The following is an 18067-nucleotide window of genomic DNA, read 5'->3' as shown; positions in this document are numbered from 1 at the left end:
ACAGAGGGGACTCGCGCGGTCCCGCCTGCTTGGCCGTTTATGCCCCGGCGTTACGAAGCCGCATCCTCGAGCAGGTCCGCCTGTTTCTTCATCAGGGTCGATATTTTCGCGACCGGAATCTCGAATTCCCAGCCGTTGACCAGAGCCGACATCGCCTCGGCGTCCTTCTTGCCGTCGCCCTCACCTGACGCGGAAACCCTGACCCAAGCCTGCTTGCCGTCGGACCTGAGATTGAGTTCGACTTTCAGCCCTTTATCGGTTTCGAAAGTGACTTTCCCGGCGCTCGGCAGCGCGTCTGATTTTCCGGCCTTACGCACGCTCTTGAAGTCGACGTAGCTCGCCGACTCGATGATCTCCTCGACCGAGTTCACATACTTGAGCTTTTTGCCCGCCGGCATCTGACTGAGCTTGTGGCTCTTGCCGTCGGTGTCGCGATCGATCGTGTAGGCGGGCTCGCCGGCAACCTCGATCGACGTCGTCTTGATCGAGTCCGTCGGCTGATCGACGACTCGTGTCTTCACCCAGTCGCTTAGCGTCGTCGAACCGTCGATCGAGCGATTGGCCAGCCAGCTCTGATCTTCGCCCGGCCTGCGGACATAGGTGCCGCTCTTGCTGGCGCCGAACGCGTCGTTCTTTTTATTGCCGGCAATGATCTCCGCGACCGGATTGCCCTTTGCATCAAGAAAACGGATCAGCCGCGAGGGTGCGCCGTTTGCCTTCGGATCACCGAGACCCAGAAGTTTCAGCATGTCCTTCTTTGCCGTCTTGCGTTCGACGAGCGAGGCTTCCGATGCGGCGAGCAACAGACCGCGCACGGCCTCGACGTTGGCGGGATAGTCTTCCTGGCTCGCGACGACCCACTTGCCGTCCTTCTCGGCGACTTTGATGATCTTACCGCCTTGGTCGATCTCGATTGCGGTGACCTTGTCGCCGGAGGTCTTCAGCGCCGGCAGCATCGCCTCGGCACTGCCGCTGCCGGCAGCCGTCCACGGCTGCGTCGAAACGTAGGCCGTGACGGCGACGACGAGCGAAAGCACCGCAGCGGCGAGCAGAGCCACGAAGTGTTGAGGCTTCATCGGACTTCCTCCTCAGCGATCGTTTTTTGGCTTTTGACGGCGTTGACGCGTGCGCCGCCATGAAAGTCCAAAGGCGGCGGCGCCGAGCATCAGCGGAACGAAGGCGATGTTGGCGAACTTCAGCCAACCGCCGAGATCATCGATGTTCTGGCGCAACGCGTGCTTGACGTCTCTCAGCTCCCGCCGCGTGTTGAGCATCTCGCCACGGAATTTCCCGACGGCCTGCTGCTCTTTATCGGAAAGGATGGCGCTGCCGCCGGCGCCGGACGTCTGGATTTTCTGTAGCTCGCTTTGAGCCGCCTGCAGCTTCTCTTCAAGCGCTTGTTCCTTGGCGCGGAATTTCTGCTCGGCGCTTCGCCTCAAATCTTCAACGAGCGTGAATGGTCTGTCTTTCACGCCGCGCCCGCGCAGACCGATCAGTGCATTGCTGCCCGAAAGATTTTCGAGCGCACCGACGACAAAGGCCGCGTTGTGGGCCGTCGGCATGATGACATCTTGTCCTGCGAGTTCGCGGCGATTGACCCAGAACTGATCGGCAAGAAGGTCGGTATCGGCGACGACGATGACGTTGATCTTGCCGGATGTGACGTGATCGGCCTTGGCGGTCTTGTCGGATAACGGGCTTGGAGGCACAGGCGGCGTTGCCTTCGCGGCCTCTGCAGCAGGCTTCTTCTCGTCGCTGGCTTTCTTATCTTCGGCAGGTGCCGCCTTCGGCGCGCCATCCGGGAACGCCGATTTGGCCTCACCAGAAAGCCTTGCGGCTAGAACCAGTTTGTGACCGCCCGCGACGTAGTTGCGTAACAGCGCCAGGGGGTCGGCGCCAAAGCCGACCTTGTCTGAACCAACGACCGCCGCGTCGGTGCTCGTCTCGAAAATCGGCGAGAAATCGACCGGCGACCCTTCGACCTTCGTTAGAACACCGGCGGACGCAAGATTGATCTCGTCGATACCCGCCGACAATACATCGTTCGGGTTGATGCCGGACTTGTCGAGGCCGAGCCAGGCGACGAAGTCCGTCACCATGCCTTCGCCACCTTGTCCGCCGCCGAACTGGACGCGACGGGCGTGGCGAATGTCGGCGGCGACCTGCTTGCTGTCGAAATCGACGCCCCAGCCTTTAAGAACCTTTTCGAATTCCTTGCGACCGTCGCCTTGCTTCTGCAGCAATTGCATCTGGGCGCTTTCCGACACCGGATCGACGAACGCCAGCACCTTGCCGCCCTTCAGTGCGTACTGATCGATGGCGTAAGCCGCCTCAGGCTTGAGTTGCGTCGGCTGCGCAACCATCAGCACGTCGATGTCCGAGGGAATTTCCTTCACGTCCTGATCAATGGTGCGCACGTCGAAGAACTCGCGGATCTGACTCATGATCAGCCAAGGCTGCGTCGCCTGATCGCGCATCGGCGACTTGCCGCCATCGAGCGGCAGTGAGGTCATCAGACCAATCGTGCGTTTCTTCGGGTTTGCCAGCGCGTAGATCAGCTTCGTCACGTCGTATTCGAGGAACGATTCACGATCGGGCGAGAAGAAAGGAATCGTCTGCTGATTGTCGGTTGCGTTCGATGCGACGAGACCGAAATAGCCGACCTCGCCTTCCGCGTTAAGTCGCAAGCCCTTCAGCCCGGACGCGACCGCCTTGTCCTCGGCGTCGGAGAAGGGTTCGGGATCAAGTATGGAAAGCTGCAACTTGCCGCCGGAAATGTCGCGATACTGCTCGAAGAGGGTGCGGACGCGATCGAAGTAGCGCGCCACGTCGGGCGATGCAGCGGCGAGGTTGCGAGAGAAATAGAGCCGGGCGCTGATCGGTTCATCGATCGAGTTGAGAATTTCGCGCGTTCCCTTCGAAATCGTGAACAGCCGGTCTTGCGTGAGATCGGCGCGCCAGGTTTTGAGCCCGATAGACGAGGTGAGATTGACCGAGAGCAGCACGAGCCCCGCGAGCGCCAAGCCGGTCCACGCGAGTGTGCTGCGCTTGACGGTTGCGAAACGGGCTACCAGAGGCCTGAAGGCCCGCTTAATCGAAGCAAATAGATCGGACATGGGCCAACCTCACTGCGCTTTCTTCTGATCGACCGCGATAACCGTCGCGAACAGCCAGAAGACAATCATCGAGAAGAAGAAGACGAGCGTCGGCAGGTCGAGCACGCCGCGCGTGATGCGCTCGAAATGCGATAAGAAGCTCATCGATGAAACGGCTGTGGCGAAGACTTCCGGCGTCCAAGCGCGCAATGCATTTTGAACGAGATCGAGACCGCTCATCGTGAACAAGAAGCAGATCAGCGAGGCGACGATAAAGGCGATGACCTGATTTTTCGTCAGCGTCGATACGAACGATCCGATTGCGAGGAATGCACCGGCCATCAGGAAGCTGCCGAGGTAGCTCGTAAATATGACGCCGTTATCGGGGTCGCCGAGGACGTTGACCGTGATCCACATGGGAAAGGTCAGCACGAGCGCCAGACCGATGAACGCCCAGGCAGCGAGAAACTTGCCGAGGATCGCTTCGAGCGGCGAGATCGGCAGTGTCATAAGGAGTTCGATCGTTCCCGTCTTGCGTTCCTCCGCCCACAGCCGCATCGCGACCGCCGGAACGAGCAGCAAATAGAGCCACGGATGATAAGCAAAGAACGGGAACAGGTCGGCCTGCCCGCGATCGAAGAAATTCCCGACATAGAACGTCAAGGCGCCGGTGAGCGCGACGAATACCGTCAGGAACACAAGTGCGAGCGGCGTCGCGAAATAACCTTTAAGCTCGCGTTTCGCAATGATCCAGGCGTTGCCCCAAGTCTCACGCATTGTGGCCTCCGTCTTGCGGCATGGTTATTTGGCGGAACACTTCGTCCAACCGCCCGCGCTCGACGTAGAGTTCGTCGACGGGAATATTCTGAGCGCGCAATACGGCCGCGACTTCTGCAGCCGACATGGTCTTCTGACGTGGAATTGCCCTCAGCAGCGTATATCCGTTCGGCTTGCCGACTGTTTCGACGCGCGCAACGCCGCTGGCGCTGGAGAGGGCTCGAATCGCTGCGTCAGCGCGGTCGGCGATAACCTTCAGCGATACTGCGCCGTGATAATGCATGCGCTGCATCAGGTCGTCGGCCGTTCCATCAGCTACGATCACGCCCTTGTTGATGACGACAGCGCGCGAGCACACCGCCTCGACCTCTTCGAGAATGTGAGTTGAAATGATGATCGCCTTGTCGGCGGCCATATCCGTGATGAGCTGGCGCACGTGATGCTTCTGATTGGGATCGAGGCCATCCGTCGGCTCGTCCATAATGAGAACCGGCGGGTCGTGCAGGATGGCCTGCGCGAGGCCGACGCGGCGTTTGTAGCCTTTCGAAAGCGTATCGATCACCTGATCGATGACCGGCTCGAGACCGGCGCGCTCGACCGAGCCAGCGACGCGCGACGCGATTTCAGCACCGCGATAACCCCGGATTTCGGCGATGAAAGTGAGGAACGATCTCGGCGTCATCTCCCCATAGGCCGGCGCACCCTCGGGCAGATAGCCGAACATCCTTTTTGCTCTCTTCGGCGCGTCGAAGACGTCGACACCACAGATCGAGGCTCTGCCGGAATCGGGCTCAAGAAACCCGGTGATCATTTTCATCGTCGTCGACTTGCCGGCGCCGTTCGGTCCGAGGAACCCGAGCACTTCGCCCTTCGTGACCTTCAGCGAAATTCCATCGACGGCTTTGATTTCGCCAAACTGTTTTTGAAGTCCGACGGCTTCAATCAGCACCGTCATGTGAACCTCCCTCGTGGTTTGGACGCGATGTTTGTGCCCGTGGATTATTCCAACCAGCTTGCGGGTCAAGGGTAGGAAACGTTAAATTTCGGACAGCCAAGTGCAGGCAACTCAACGGTTTACGCAGCAACAAATGACGTGACGCGACCGTGCCCGCGGAGAGATCATCAGTTCTGTTCATATTGATCAAAACTTGCGAACGTGCGAGCAGCGTCGCGTCGATCACGTTGCGACGGATGGCGTCGCGCTATCATCGCGGCACGACGCGCATAGCGTTGCGTCGCGCTCCTCATCCCGAAGCATGACGGGATGCCCGCATCGCTGACAAAGTCCGTGGTGGCCTTGCCGCACACCATGTTCGAGCGCCACGCGCTCGTCGAAGACAAAGCATTCGCCGCGCCACATACTATCGGTGGGCGCGACGCGCTCAAGGTAGCGCAAGATGCCGCCGCTCAACTGATAAACGTGCTCGAACCCTTCCGACTTGAGATAGGCACTCGCCTTTTCGCAACGAATGCCGCCGGTGCAGAACATCGCGATTTTTTTCTGCCGGTTGTCCACAAGCTGGCGCGCAACGAAGTCAGGAAATTCGCGGAACGCACGCGTGCGCGGATTGCAAGCGCCTTCGAACGTGCCGACTTCGACCTCGTAGTCATTGCGCGTATCGACGACGAGGACGTCCGGATCAGAAATGAGCGCGTTCCAATCTTCGGGTTCGACGGCATGCGCTGTTGGCGCTGAAAGCCGCGTCTCCTCGAGACCGAGCGTTACGATCTCGCGCTTGATCTTGACCTTGAGTCGTCGAAACGGATGACTACCGGCCACGGAAAACTTTACGGCAAGGTTTGAAAATCGAGGGTCGGCGTTAAGTATCTCAATGAGCGCCCTTACGTCGCTTTCAACGCCGGACACCGTCGCGTTGATCCCCTCGTGCGCCACAAGGATCGTGCCTTTAATCGGGCGCGCCGCGCAAAATTTTCGCAAATCCTCCCGAAGGGCGGTCGTGTCGTCGATCGCGACGAACTTGTAAAATGCCGCGACAAGGCATGCGGGCTCTACTCCAGACACGGCGACGGGGCTCGGCTCACTGGGCAATTTGATCTTGTAACTCACTTGGTCCCTGCACCACTGCATCCGGCGGCCAAAGAAGGGGAGCCAGCAGCTTGGTGGCTATCATTTTCTCCCCGGCCATCGAAAGATGACCGTGGTCAAAGTAAAGTACCGTGCCACCAATGTCGCCTTTGCATCTGTTTTCATCGCAGAGCAGAGGATACACCGGCACGTATTCGACGTGCTCTGCCGCAGCGACCTTCTCGAGTGCCGCTTCGATATCGCGGAAGTGAGCGATCCTCGGATCAAAAGTATAATCCTCCGGCCTCTCGCCAAGCATAGCCCGTCTCGCCAATGTCGCCGGGATCGGAACGCCATTTGGATGCTGCGGCACGGAACCTAACAAAATGACGCGATGGCCCGCGCCGCGAAGCGCATGCACGACCTTTTGCATGCCGGGTATGTATGTCGCGGCGCCTGCGGAAGACCACGCCGACGCATTGGCCGTAACGATCACGGTCGCCGCGGGAATAGAGGTCAATTTCTTGAGCATCCTTGCGTTATAGATAGCGCACTCCGGGTCGTCCTCAGGCAGGGAGTCAACAGTGGGTGCGCAACCTGAAGCGGTCAACTCGCGCACGCTCTGGCCTTTCGCCCCGGCAAGCTTGCCCAGGACCAAGCTGAGTTCTGCTCCATGACTATCGGCGTAGACAATAAAGTCCGGTTCCACCGGCGCGCCGAAAACGCACGACATGCCGTACGTTTGATCGAGTGAACCACTGAAGTGGCACTTCGAACGCATGGGGCTCGAATTGGAAGACGCCGACGCCAGAACGAGAGCGTCCTTCGGAATGCGGCCGGGCAGCCCGCGAAGGCCGATGAGTATCAATCCGCATCCTGCAAGAGCGCCGAGACCGACGCCTACGGCTGTAAACATCGTCCGCCGGCTGAAGCCTCTGCCGTCGCGACGCCTAAAGGGCGTCTCTACGAAATGCCAAGTCGCGATTGAAAGTCCCACGACGACGGACGTCAGCAGAATCTGCTGCGCTAAATCGAATGGACCGATCACCCACAACCGGCTGAATACAATCAGCGGCCAGTGCCACAGATATAAGCTGTACGAAATCAATCCCAGAAATACGAACGGAGTTGCACTCAGCACTCGCGCGACCGCGTTTTCCTCACCCGCCCATATGATGAGCGCGGCACCTAAACAAGGAAGCAGCGCGGCGTAGCCGGGAAATGGCGTGTGTGAATTGAAACCGACGATCGCTGCCGCGATCCCAATCAGACCTGCGATAGCGCCGAGTTCGCGCTGCCACCGGGACGTCGCCGCCGGAACCAGTCCGAGAGCGATGACGCTGCCGGCCAACAGTTCCCAGGCTCGGGTGTGGATCAGAAAAAATGAACTCTTCGGATGCTCGTCGATCAAGGTGACGCTCAAGATCAGCGAGACGGCAAATACGCACCAGACCAGCGCGCCGGTTCGGCAGGGCGCGTATTTGAAAGCTGCTGCAAGCATTATCGGAAATAAAATGTAGAACTGTTCCTCGACCCCCAAACTCCACGTGTGCAAAAGAGGCCGGACTTCGCCAGCAGACGCGAAGTAACTTGAATGAGCATAGAACCAGACGTTGCTGAGAGAGAAGACCGCGGCGATCAGGCTTGAAGAGAAGCGCTTTAATTCCTGAGGCAGCAGGAAAATTAGGGCCGCGACCATGCAACAGGCGCAAACGACAAAAAACGCGGGCGCGATTCTGCGGATTCGCCGTTCGTAAAACTTAAAGAGGCTGAATTCTCCGCTGCGGAGTTCTTCCGCGATCAGTCTCGTAATCAGAAAACCGGATAGTACGAAAAAGACGTCGACGCCGACGAAGCCGCCGAGTGCGATGGGTGATCCCAGGTGATATAAAAGTACAGACGCTACGGCGACGGCGCGTAGCCCATCCAGTTCGGGGCGATACCCGAGAGACCTGTTCCCCACCCCCTGCACCGCTCCCCTGTGCTTTTAAGCTAGCTTTAGCATCACCCGTCGCGACGGCTAAGCGCGATCTACTGGGACAGGATTGGAGAACACTAAGATCAGCAGCTTAAGGAGGGAGACTTTAATTGCGTCAGGCAAATGGTGCCCAGGGCCGGAATTGAACCAGCGACACTGCGATTTTCAGTCGCATGCTCTACCAACTGAGCTACCTGGGCCTGCGTCGTCGGCATTAAGCGCGTGCGAAGCCGGGCCCTTATAGGGGCGTGGTTGCCGGGATGCAAGCACCTCACGAGCGAGGCTGCGAGGCCATCTAATGCTCCTCATCGTCACGGTCGGGCGCGCGGCTTAGGTCGTCGCCATCCCCCTCATCCTCGGCCTGCCCGCCGATCGCGTAACTCCCGGAAAACCATTTTCCGAGATCGATATCGGCACAGCGTTTCGAGCAAAAGGGCCGGTAGGCTTCGACCGCGACCTTACCGCAGATCGGGCATTTCGTCGGTTTGGTGCCGGCAGGGTCTGAAGACATTAGGATTGCCGCCTCAACCGCGGTCAACTTCCGCGTACCTTAGCCAGTTGTACTGGATCGGAAACTTCTCCGAATTCAGTAAGCTCACGACTTCGGTCAGCGGCAAGCCGACTACATTCGTGTACGAGCCGACGAGCCTCTGCACGAAGCATCCGGCCAATCCCTGGATGGCGTAGCCGCCCGCCTTTCCCCGCCACTCCCGGGACGCGATGTAGGACTCGAGCTCCGACCTGTTGATGTATCGAAAGCGAACCCGCGTATCGACGATTTTTGTGCGTACGCGATCGTCCGGCGTAATCAAGCAGACACACGTCTGCACCTTGTGCGTCCTGCCCGACAGGAGTTGCAGAGACGCCATCGCCTCCTCGATATGGGTTGGCTTCATCAGAATTTTGCGGCCCATCGCGACGACGGTGTCGGCTGCAAGAATATAGGAGTCGGCAAGGTCTCGATCGTTGGCGATTTGGTCGCGCGCCATCTCGGCCTTGGCTCGGGCCAGCCTTGATACGAGTGCCCGGGGCATCTCTCCCCGCTGCGCACTTTCATCGATCGATGCCGGCCGTAGCGCGTCCGGCGCGACGCCGACCTGCGCCAGCAGAGTGAGACGGCGCGGACTGGCGCTGGCAAGGACGAGCCGAGGCCGTTCGATCTCCCCCTTCGACGACGCGCGGTCGCGCGCCATCGACCGGCGCAGCGTTTCGCGGCTAGGAGCATCCGGCCGGACGAAGGCGGGGAGCAAGCTGGCTTTTAACGACGATATCATGATGCGGCCCGGATGAGATGCAAAGTGCTGAGGCGGGTGAACAATGGCGCAAGATTTGGGCCCTTAGCAAGGCCCGCGCGCGTTGCGGCCGAACGCGAAACAGGGCATGAGTAGCTGAGGCTCCTGTGGATTTGATGGCGACAATGGCTCTGAGGGCAGACCCCGCCGATCTCCTTGCTCGAACGCCCCTTTTCGGCGGCCTCGATGAGCCGAGCCGCAAGGCCGTTGCGACGGAGATGCGGGAAGCGGCCTATGAGCCGGGCCAGGTTATTTTCTCGCGAGGCGATGCCGGCTCCGACCTCCACGTCGTCACCAAAGGCAGGGTTCGGCTTTCCGTTCTGACGTCGGACGGTCGCGAGCTCTCTTTTGCGCACGCGGAAGCCCCCTCGATCTTTGGGGAACTCGCCGTGTTCGACGGCCGGCCACGCTCGGCGGACGCGACCGCCGTCAACAAGGTCGAAACGCTGATGTTGTCGAAGGTCTCATTCGTGCGCCTGCTAACGACAAGACCGTCCGTCGGCGAGGCGGCAGTGCGTTTTCTCGCCGGGCGTCTTCGCGACGCGGACGAGCAGCTCGAAGCTATCGCACTTCATCCGATTGAGGCGCGCCTCGCCCGTTTCTTCCTTGCCGCCGTGCGCCAGAAAGACCCTATTGGCAAAGCCGAGCGGGTCACGCTTGCGTTGCCTATTTCGCAGAGCGAATTGGCGCTTCTCGTCGGCGCCAGCCGTCCGAAAGTCAACGCGGCGCTCGGGATGCTTGAAACCGAAGGTGCGATCGAGCGCCGGGGGCAGCAAGTCGTGTGTGACGTCGCGGCTCTGAGCGGCATCGGCCGCCTCGACGACAAAGAGGCCTAGTCCTCGGCGCCCTGACCCGTGGGACACATCGCATGGCAATCGTCGATCAACAAAAGGAGCAAACGCGGCCGAACGGCTGGTACGGGACGTTCATCCAGATAACGCGGCCGGTGCGAAAATTCTTTGGCCGGATCGCCAACATCGGCATCGAAGGCTATCCCCCAGACACGCAGAGGCGGCTGAAGATCGTCAACGTATTCTCCGCACTCGTCGTCATGACGACGTTCATCTACGCGGTGCAGTTAGGGATGTCGGGCAACAAGGACATGATGCCCGTCGTCTTCCTCAATCTCGCGCTGGCGTTGATCGTGTCTCTGGTGCCGCTGATGCATCGCTTCAACGACATGGCCGGGTGCATTCTGCTGGTCGTCGCCGAGTTTGTCGCCCTGATCGGTTTCACCTCTTACTTCGGCCGAACGGCCGGCGCGCCGTTGCAATACGTCGTCGCCGCGGCCGCTCCATTCGTCATTTTCGAACGCCGCCGGTTTTGGCTCGTTATCGCCATCGTCGTGACGGCTCTGATCCTGCATCTCCTGGCATGGTTCCAGTTTCCGAAGTCCTGGGCTTTGCTGAATCTCGACGCCGAGATGTCGAATTCGCTTTATATACAGGGCGCCGTCACGACGTTCGGATTGATCGCCGCCTGCATCTACTACGCTTTCAGTCTCGCCGAGCGCGCCAAGGCCGAGACGGACACGGTTCTCCGCAACGTCCTGCCCGATAGCGTCGTCGAACGCCTCAAGGCCAATCCCGGCGAGACGATCGCCGACGGCTTCGCGGAAGCGTCGGTGCTTTTCGCCGACATCACCGGTTTCGTCAGCTTGGCGAGGGGTCTTGGACCGGAGAAGACCGTTGCGCTTTTAAACCGGCTCATATGCACGTTCGACGAGCTTGCAGAGCGTCACGGCGTAGAGAAAATCAAGACCATCGGTGATGCCTACATGGTTGCGTCAGGGGTACCGATCCCGCGCGCGGATCACGCTCAATCGCTGGCGGCACTGGCCCTCGATCTGGTGGCTGCGTCGCACAGCCTGAGTGCCGCTGAAAACATTGCCATCAACATCCGCGTCGGCATGGCGGCAGGACCAATGATGGCGGGCGTCATCGGCAAGAATAAATTCAGCTACGACGTCTGGGGCGACCCTGTGAATCTCGCAAGCCGCCTCGAACAATCGAGTGAGCCGGGACGCATCACGATTTGTCCGGGTTGTTTTGCAGCGTTGAAGGATGCGTTCGTTCTCGAATCGCGCGGATTGATGGACATCAAAGGGGTCGGTCGCCAGGAAGCGTGGTTTCTGGTCGGGCGAAAATGAACGCGGATTTCGCCGATCATCCCTTCCAGTGCAGCGAGCAGACGAGCGTGAACAGTCTTCGCGCCGTATCGTCATCGACGACAATTTTCGGCAACAGCTTTTCGCGCAAAACGGCGCTTCCTTCGTCGTGGAGCGCACGGCGGCTGACATCGATCTGCTGAATGCGTGCCGGAGGCGCGGTCCGGACCGCTTCGTAATAAGACTCGCAGATCATGAAGTAGTCTTTCACGATCCGCTTCAGCGGCGTCAACGAAACCGAATGCTCGACCGTCTCGTCATTGGCGGCAGCCGTAATGGCTAGTAGCAGCCGGTCCTCGACCATTGCGAGGTGCAGCTTGTAAGGGCCGGCATCCATACCGTCGACGCAAAAAGCATTGCCATCGAGAATGTCGAAAATGGCGACTTCCCGCTCGTGCTCGACATTGGCGCTGCTGCGGCCAAGCGACTTCGTGTCGAGCGTAATCTCGGCCAAACGATCGCGAGTCTTCTCAGTGGTCGGTACTGTCTGATCCATGAACCCTCAGCCCGCCTTCGCCAGACGGATTTCGACGGAACGGCGGTGTCCCTCCAGCCCCTCGGCGCGTGCCAGCGTCATCGCCGCAGGTCCGAGGGCTGCGAGCGCCGCTGCATCAAGCTTCAAAATCGAGGTTCGCTTCATGAAATCAAGAACTCCGAGGCCCGACGAGAATCGGGCGCTGCGTGCCGTGGGAAGTACGTGATTGGACCCGGACACATAGTCCCCGATCACCTCGGGAGTCACGTGTCCGATGAAAATTGCGCCCGCATTGCGAATGCGCTTGGCCAGATCTTCCGCATTCTCTGTTGCGATTTCCAAGTGCTCGGCCGCGATACGGTCTGCTAACGCCGGGGCTTCGCCGAGCGACTTCAAAACGATCGTGGCACCGAACGCGTTCCAACTCTGTCCCGCGATATTTCCGCGCGGTAAAATCTGAAGCTGACGTCCGACAGCCTGCTCGACGGCGGTCGCGAAACCTGCGTCATCCGTCATCAAGATCGACTGTGCGGCAGTATCGTGCTCAGCCTGCGCAATAAGGTCGGTCGCGATCCATTCCGGGTCGTTGTGCTTATCGGCGATCACAAGCACTTCCGAGGGGCCGGCGATTGAATCAATGCCAACCACACCGAAGACCTGGCGCTTGGCAGCCGCAACGTAAGCATTGCCGGGTCCGACGATCTTGACGACGGGCCGGATCGTTTCGGTGCCGTACGCCAGCGCCGCAATCGCCTGGGCGCCGCCGATGCGATAAATCTCTGTGACACCCGAGATCTTGGCCGCCGCAAGGACCAGCGGATTAAGTTCTCCGCCCGGCGATGGCACGACCATGACGATGCGCGGCACGCCCGCGACCTTGGCCGGGACGGCATTCATCAAAACCGAGCTTGGATAGGACGCCAAACCGCCGGGCACATAAAGCCCAGCCGACTCCACTGCAGTCCACCGATGACCGAGTTCGACGCCGGCGGCATCGCGGTAGCGGTCATCGGAAGGGAGCTGACGCTTATGATGGTCCGCAATCCGGTCGCGGGCAAAATAAAGGGCGTCGAGCGTATCTTTCGAACATGATGCAAAGGCAGCTTCGATTTCCGCCGCGGTGACGGCTGGACCGGCGCGCTGAAGATCGAGGCGATCATACTTGAGCGTCAACTCGGCGAGCCCCGCGTCGCCGCGCGTTCTGACGTCTGCAATGATGGCGCGAACCGTGTCGTCGACATCCGTCGACACTTCGCGCTTTTGCCCCAGCAGGGCCACGAATTGGCTTTCGAAATTGCTATCGTTGGTGCTGAGCCGCATCGGCATAATGTATATTGTCCTCGAAGCGCCCGGAACCGCACCGGTCTCAGCTTGCGTCCTCGGGATGCTCCGGCGACCGCTTCGCGGTCCAGGCCGCCCCGAGGTCTTTGAGCTCGGCCTCGATGCATTCGACGCTCAGCCGAATGGCCGCCCCGCCCGAAAATGTCAACGTGACATCGCCTTCCGGCGTCTCGTTCTGCGATGATGCAGGCTCGAATGTTACTGCAAGAAGCGCTAACGCCGCCTTCTTATCCTTAAAATCGAAGCCCTGCACTTTTGCACTGTTAACACGTTCAAAACGTAATCCGGCGCGATGACGCTCAAAGCTATCTGATGATGTCTTCCGCGACGTTTGCGGCGGCATCTTTGCTTTCGCCCAGTCGAAACGATTGGCCAGCGCAACAAAGCGTTTCTCGTCTGGTAGATAGACCATGTCGCCGACGCGCAAAACCGCATCTTGCAGATGCGCCGAGATGACGCCGAGATCTTCCGCGTCGAGCGCAATGAGTTTCAGATCGGGCATCGGCGTCGAAGGTCTCCCCGCAGCTCTCGTAATGAGTCGTGCAGTTTACTGAGTGTTGCAGAGCGCACCATACGGCGCAACATGGCTGGGCTCGGCGGCGCGATAACGGAAGTCAGGATAACGAGAGTCACGGTAGGGGAAGTCAGGGCGTGACATTCCTTCTCGGTTCAACTCGAAACCTGATCTGAGCTTTCAACCGCTCGAAAGGCGTTCGATATCGGCACCGCAGCGCCGCAGTTTCTGCTCTAGCTGCTCGAAGCCCCGATCGAGATGGTAAACGCGGTTGATCACCGTCTCACCTTCGCCCGCGAGCCCGGCGATGACGAGGGAAACCGAGGCTCGCAGATCTGTCGCCATGACCGGCGCGCCCTTGAGCGCCTTGACGCCCTTGATCGTCGCCGTGTCGCCCTGAAGTTGAATGTCGGCGCCGAGCCGGGCGAGTTCCTGCACGTGCATGAAGCGGTTTTCAAAAATCGTTTCGCGGATGACGCTGGTGCCGGCAGCTAACGTGAGAAGTGCCATCAGTTGCGCCTGCAGGTCGGTTGGGAAGCCGGGGAACGGCTGCGTTTCGACCGATACGGGATCGATGCCGCCGCCGTTGCGCGCGACCCGGATGCCAGACTTGGTTTCTTCGACGACCGTGCCGGTTTCCGCCAGCGCGTCGAGCGCCGTCCTGAGGTCCGCAAGACGGGCGCCTTCAAGCGTTACGTCGCCGCCGGTCGCGGCCACCGCCATCGCGAAAGTTCCGGTTTCGATGCGATCGGGGAGAACGGTATGGACAGTTCCTTCAAGCCGGTCGCGGCCTTGAATGCGCAGCACCGACGTGCCGATGCCTTCGACTTTGGCGCCCATTTTGCTGAGACAGAGGGCGACGTCGCCGATTTCAGGTTCGCGCGCTGCGTTCTCAATGACCGTCTCACCTTTGGCAAGCGCCGCCGCCAGAAGCACATTGTGCGTCGCGCCGACCGAGACTTTCGGAAATACGATACGGGCGCCACGCAAGCCTTTCGGCGCGCGCGCGAGAACGTAGCCGCCTTCGATATCGATTTCGGCGCCGAGGGCTTTCAATCCCATCAGATGCAGGTCTACGGGCCGCGTGCCGATGGCACAGCCGCCGGGCAGCGACACCTTGGCCTGCCGCATGCGCGCGATGAGTGGGCCAAGCACCCAGAAGCTGGCGCGCATCCGCGAGACCATTTCATAGGGCGCCGTCGTATCGACGATTTCGCGCGCCGTCAGATGAAACGTCTCCCCCAGGTAACTGGCGGGGCCCGGCCGCTTGCCGTCGACGGCGAGGTCGACGCCATGATTGCGCAATATGCGGACGAGCAGGTTGACGTCGGCGAGGTTCGGGACGTTCTTCAGCGTCAGCCGGTCTTCCGTCAAAAGGCTGGCGATCAGCAACGGTAACGCGGCGTTCTTGGCGCCGGAAATCGGAATCGAGCCGTTGAGCGGTCTACCGCCGTTGATCCTGATCCGATCCATAAATTCGAGCTTCTCCGTATCGAAACCGGGCAACCGCGATGATTGATGATTCGGGCTTGCACCCGAGACGCGCTGATTAGCGGCTCAACAATGACGCCGGCAAGCGGCTTTTGCAGGGCGGGGGCTAGTCATCACGCTCATCGGGCTCTGGCGCGGGGCCGGTAGGGGCGGCGTCATTGCTGCGGTCCTCCGCAGCGCCTTTGCGCCGCTTCAGATTGGCTCGCAAAGCGTCTGCAAGCCGATCCGCACGAGACGGCTTGGAATGAGGCCTTGAAGAAGGTTGCGTCGGAGGCTTGTTGGTCATGCGGCTATACACAGGCTCCGGACATGGCCCGGAGTTTTCTCTCCTGGACCGTCCAGTTTGAACTTGGCTTTCCGTCTTGCCGCCCGTCAAGCCTTGTGGCAGTGTCCGCCCCGCTCACGACTGAAAGCATTTCCGCGCGTCGTTCTTGTCGGCGCGCGAGCTTTTTCTTGGGTCGCAAGCGCTAATTCTGGCTGCCGTAGCTCAGTGGTAGAGCACTCCCTTGGTAAGGGAGAGGTCGAGAGTTCAATCCCCTCCGGCAGCACCATTTCGGTCAATGAGGTCGGACCTTAGTTCGCGGTCCTACACCCCTTCCCCAAAAATCTGGCGCGGAACATGGCGCACTTCAATATTCGGCTCTTTTGGATGGCTTCACAGCCTGCTGCGTTTTCCGGCGATGGCAGGTTCGCTGCACGCCGTTGAGCATGTTTCTCGACGAACTCTTGCATAGATAACCTGACACCCTGACTTTGACATTCTTTAGCCAGGAGAAGCGCGATGCATCGCCACGTGAAAATCTTCGCCGCCGCCGTCCTCGCTGTCACGGTGGTCTTTGTCGTCGCGCGGTATCAATTGATCTATTGGCAGGCCGAGGTTAGCGGCGAGGAAGCTCGCTGACTGAGCGTTCGTCTCGACACTACGATCGAGGAATTCCCTGGTCAGAAGCGCACGGTGCCCGAGAAAATGGTGTTGCTGCCCTCCCAGCGGCGCTCGACGTTGTATTCGCGATAGTGACGTGCGCTGAGAACCAACGGCGTTTTGCCTATCAAGGTCGTATAGGTGAGCGCCGGTCCGATCGCATCGACTTCGCCTTTGAGAGGGCCGAGACGTGCGCCTGAACCGGTATCGCCGGTCATCTGACGGAAGTCGTAACCCGCGACTCCGATCATAAGCCCCTGGCAGATCTCGCGGCCGATAGCCCATTCGGCGTGAAAATCAGTTCCACTCACATAATCGGTCGCATTATTTTCGAAATTGAAGGTAACGCCGGTGGTGCCGTTGAACTGCAGCTTCGACGTCTTCTCCGTCCAAGTGAAAGACCAGCCGATATCGATCCCCGGGCGGTTCAGACCGATAATCGGGACGAATCCGACGGCGTATCGACCGCTTGGTGCAACCACCTGGGCGTATGCGAGATGGGCAAAGTCGCCGTCCTGCCAACCAAGCTGCGCTCTGGTCGTGATATCGCCCAGACCCCATCCCGAGGTTTCATCGTTGAAGGTATTGCCCAGCGGACCGGTCACGCTGGCATCCAAGTCGACGTGCCCCACAGGGATGGTGACGGAAAATCCCGGACGACCACCAAGCACCATTCGATCCGGGACGTAGAGCCCATTTAACGCCATTTGGAAAAAATCGACATGGGCGCCAGCATTCACGGTGACGTTGCCGAATGTGATGTCGGTGTTGACCTTGCCCTCGTAGAAACCCGTTATGTAAGTTATGTACGTGCCAGGTGGCGGTGTTTGGCCGGCGCCGAATGCCGAACCGCCAAGCCCATATGTCGAGAAGCCATACTCGTCGGCCTGCGCCTGGGGGACCTGAGCCAGCGACAAGGCTGCAAATGTCAGGGCCGTGATAAAATACTGGCGCGTGTGCATTCCGAGACCCCCATCCCAAAGAACGCAACGAACTCAAAATGCTAACCGATGCACACGGCTCTGCATGTAGTTGTTGGGTAACGCTCTTCGGTTTTTGCGGGATATCCAGGAGATATCAGATAACCACTGTTCAATTGATCGCGGTGCGGTAACGCGGCTGGTGCGCTTGGAACGTGTCATCGCAACTCGGAATCTGGTGCCGCGCGATTTAGCCGACATAACTGGGCGATGCGGCAGGGCGAATGGAAGATACTCGCAGTGGTACTTCCGAAGGCCCGTGATCAGCGCGGGAGCTTGCGACCGCTCACGGCGATCCTGGGAGCCGGCAAATCCTTCGCGTGCAAGCGATCGTAGCCAAGATGCAACCACAGGGCCTGCTTGAACTCCTCGACAGTTCTCAGCATGTCGAAGTCCTTCAGGAAAAATGAGCGCGCCATTATGCCGTCCAGGCTCGTCGAAATCATAGTGGCGACGGCGACCGGATCGACCGTCCGGAATATGCCTTGCTCGATGCCCTCGCGAATGATGCGCTGAAGAATTGCGGTCTCGTGACGGTAAAAACGCTGTATCGGTTCATTCGCTTCCCGAACGCCGATGACGCCTTTGCAGTCCAGACTGATCTTCACGACGTTGCGAAGCTGCTTGTGAAGGCTGACGTGGACGTCAAACCAATTTGCGATCGCGTCGGCAGCATTTGCGTGCTCATCGCTGCTGCAATGGTTGGCAAATAATAGAAATGCTTCGTCGATAGCGCTTTCAATGGCCGCGCGAAAAAGCTCTTCTTTGTCTTTGTAATAGTAATAAATCATGGCGCTGTTGACTTTGGCAGCGCGCCCAATGTCCTTGATGGTCACTGCTGCGAAATGGCGCTCGGCGAAAAGATCGAGCGCGATCCTGGCAAGCTCGCCGGGACCTGGGCTAGAGGTATTGGCGGTCCGCCGGCCCGGCCGTGAACTGATCTGCTTTTTCTTTACTTTGCGTGCCATTGCCACTTTGAATTTGCCGCGTTCGTCCCGGTGCGGAATAA

16 protein-coding genes and 2 tRNA genes are annotated in these 18067 nt (G+C 59.6%); 3 read left to right on the top strand and 15 right to left on the bottom strand.

The genetic code is table 11. The features are described 5' to 3' along the window. Positions 1-50: 50 nt before the first annotated feature. From VN623_RS10350 to VN623_RS10310, 9 genes are all read right to left on the bottom strand, one after another. Positions 51-1076 carry a DUF4340 domain-containing protein gene (locus tag VN623_RS10350; RefSeq protein WP_325570768.1) on the bottom strand — a complete coding sequence of 342 codons (1026 nt, stop codon included), beginning with the start codon at positions 1074-1076 and terminating at the stop codon, positions 51-53. A 12-nt stretch (positions 1077-1088) separates the two neighbouring features. Further along, the gene (locus tag VN623_RS10345) at positions 1089-3116 is read right to left on the bottom strand and encodes a GldG family protein (protein WP_325570766.1); all 2028 of its coding nucleotides are present in this window, start codon (positions 3114-3116) and stop codon (positions 1089-1091) included. Positions 3117-3125: 9 nt separating this feature from the next. Further along, a complete protein-coding gene (locus tag VN623_RS10340) occupies positions 3126-3872 on the bottom strand; it encodes an ABC transporter permease subunit (RefSeq protein ID WP_325570764.1) in 747 nt (248 codons plus the stop codon). After that, positions 3865-4827: an ABC transporter ATP-binding protein gene (locus tag VN623_RS10335; RefSeq protein WP_325570762.1), complete on the bottom strand. Its 963-nt coding sequence runs from the start codon at positions 4825-4827 to the stop codon at positions 3865-3867. Before VN623_RS10335 ends, VN623_RS10340 begins: the two co-directional genes overlap by 8 nt. Positions 4828-5049: 222 nt before the next feature. Then, positions 5050-5895 (bottom strand): rhodanese-related sulfurtransferase, encoded by an 846-nt coding sequence (locus VN623_RS10330; RefSeq protein WP_325570760.1) that lies wholly within the window; start codon positions 5893-5895, stop codon positions 5050-5052. Positions 5896-5911: 16 nt separating this feature from the next. After that, a complete protein-coding gene (locus VN623_RS10325) occupies positions 5912-7861 on the bottom strand; it encodes an acyltransferase family protein (protein WP_325570758.1) in 1950 nt (649 codons plus the stop codon). Between the two features lie 139 nt (positions 7862-8000). Beyond that, a tRNA-Phe gene (locus VN623_RS10320) sits at positions 8001-8076 on the bottom strand. Positions 8077-8171: 95 nt separating this feature from the next. Then, positions 8172-8387, bottom strand: coding sequence for a DNA gyrase inhibitor YacG (locus tag VN623_RS10315; protein WP_325570756.1), 216 nt, complete (start codon positions 8385-8387; stop codon positions 8172-8174). Positions 8388-8400: 13 nt separating this feature from the next. Next, positions 8401-9150: a Maf family nucleotide pyrophosphatase gene (locus VN623_RS10310; RefSeq protein WP_325570754.1), complete on the bottom strand. Its 750-nt coding sequence runs from the start codon at positions 9148-9150 to the stop codon at positions 8401-8403. A 143-nt stretch (positions 9151-9293) separates the two neighbouring features. On the opposite strand from VN623_RS10310, the gene VN623_RS10305 reads away from it, so the two are divergent. Continuing rightward, positions 9294-10004, top strand: coding sequence for a Crp/Fnr family transcriptional regulator (locus VN623_RS10305; RefSeq protein WP_325570752.1), 711 nt, complete (start codon positions 9294-9296; stop codon positions 10002-10004). Between the two features lie 32 nt (positions 10005-10036). Continuing rightward, complete coding sequence (locus VN623_RS10300) at positions 10037-11317, top strand: adenylate/guanylate cyclase domain-containing protein (protein WP_325570750.1); 1281 nt, start codon at positions 10037-10039, stop codon at positions 11315-11317. Between the two features lie 16 nt (positions 11318-11333). Here VN623_RS10300 and VN623_RS10295 read toward each other — a convergent pair whose 3' ends face one another. The 4 genes from VN623_RS10295 to murA form a co-directional block, all read right to left on the bottom strand. Continuing rightward, positions 11334-11831, bottom strand: a complete 498-nt coding sequence (locus VN623_RS10295; RefSeq protein ID WP_325570748.1) for a UPF0262 family protein — start codon at positions 11829-11831, stop codon at positions 11334-11336. 6 nt (positions 11832-11837) lie between these two features. Further along, positions 11838-13136, bottom strand: coding sequence for a histidinol dehydrogenase (gene hisD, locus VN623_RS10290; protein WP_325570746.1), 1299 nt, complete (start codon positions 13134-13136; stop codon positions 11838-11840). A 40-nt stretch (positions 13137-13176) separates the two neighbouring features. Continuing rightward, on the bottom strand, positions 13177-13653 hold the full coding sequence (locus VN623_RS10285; RefSeq protein WP_325570744.1) for a DUF2948 family protein: 477 nt from the start codon (positions 13651-13653) through the stop codon (positions 13177-13179). 192 nt (positions 13654-13845) lie between these two features. Continuing rightward, the gene (gene murA / locus VN623_RS10280; RefSeq protein ID WP_325570742.1) at positions 13846-15138 is read right to left on the bottom strand and encodes a UDP-N-acetylglucosamine 1-carboxyvinyltransferase; all 1293 of its coding nucleotides are present in this window, start codon (positions 15136-15138) and stop codon (positions 13846-13848) included. Between the two features lie 494 nt (positions 15139-15632). Here murA and VN623_RS10275 point away from each other — a divergent pair. After that, positions 15633-15707: transfer RNA gene (locus VN623_RS10275), tRNA-Thr, on the top strand. A gap of 391 nt (positions 15708-16098) precedes the next feature. On the opposite strand, the gene VN623_RS10270 is transcribed toward VN623_RS10275, so the two are convergent. Beyond that, entirely contained in the window at positions 16099-17040 is a 942-nt protein-coding gene (locus tag VN623_RS10270; protein ID WP_325570740.1) for a SphA family protein, read from the bottom strand. Between the two features lie 281 nt (positions 17041-17321). Next, positions 17322-18067: TetR/AcrR family transcriptional regulator (locus tag VN623_RS10265; protein ID WP_325570738.1), on the bottom strand; the 746-nt coding region annotated here is incomplete at its 5' end.

Source organism: Hyphomicrobium sp. (genome assembly GCF_035572195.1).
Classification (GTDB): domain Bacteria; phylum Pseudomonadota; class Alphaproteobacteria; order Rhizobiales; family Hyphomicrobiaceae; genus Hyphomicrobium_B.
The sequence above is the reverse complement of the archived record's forward strand: the minus strand, read 5'-3'. Positions and strand labels throughout refer to the sequence as shown.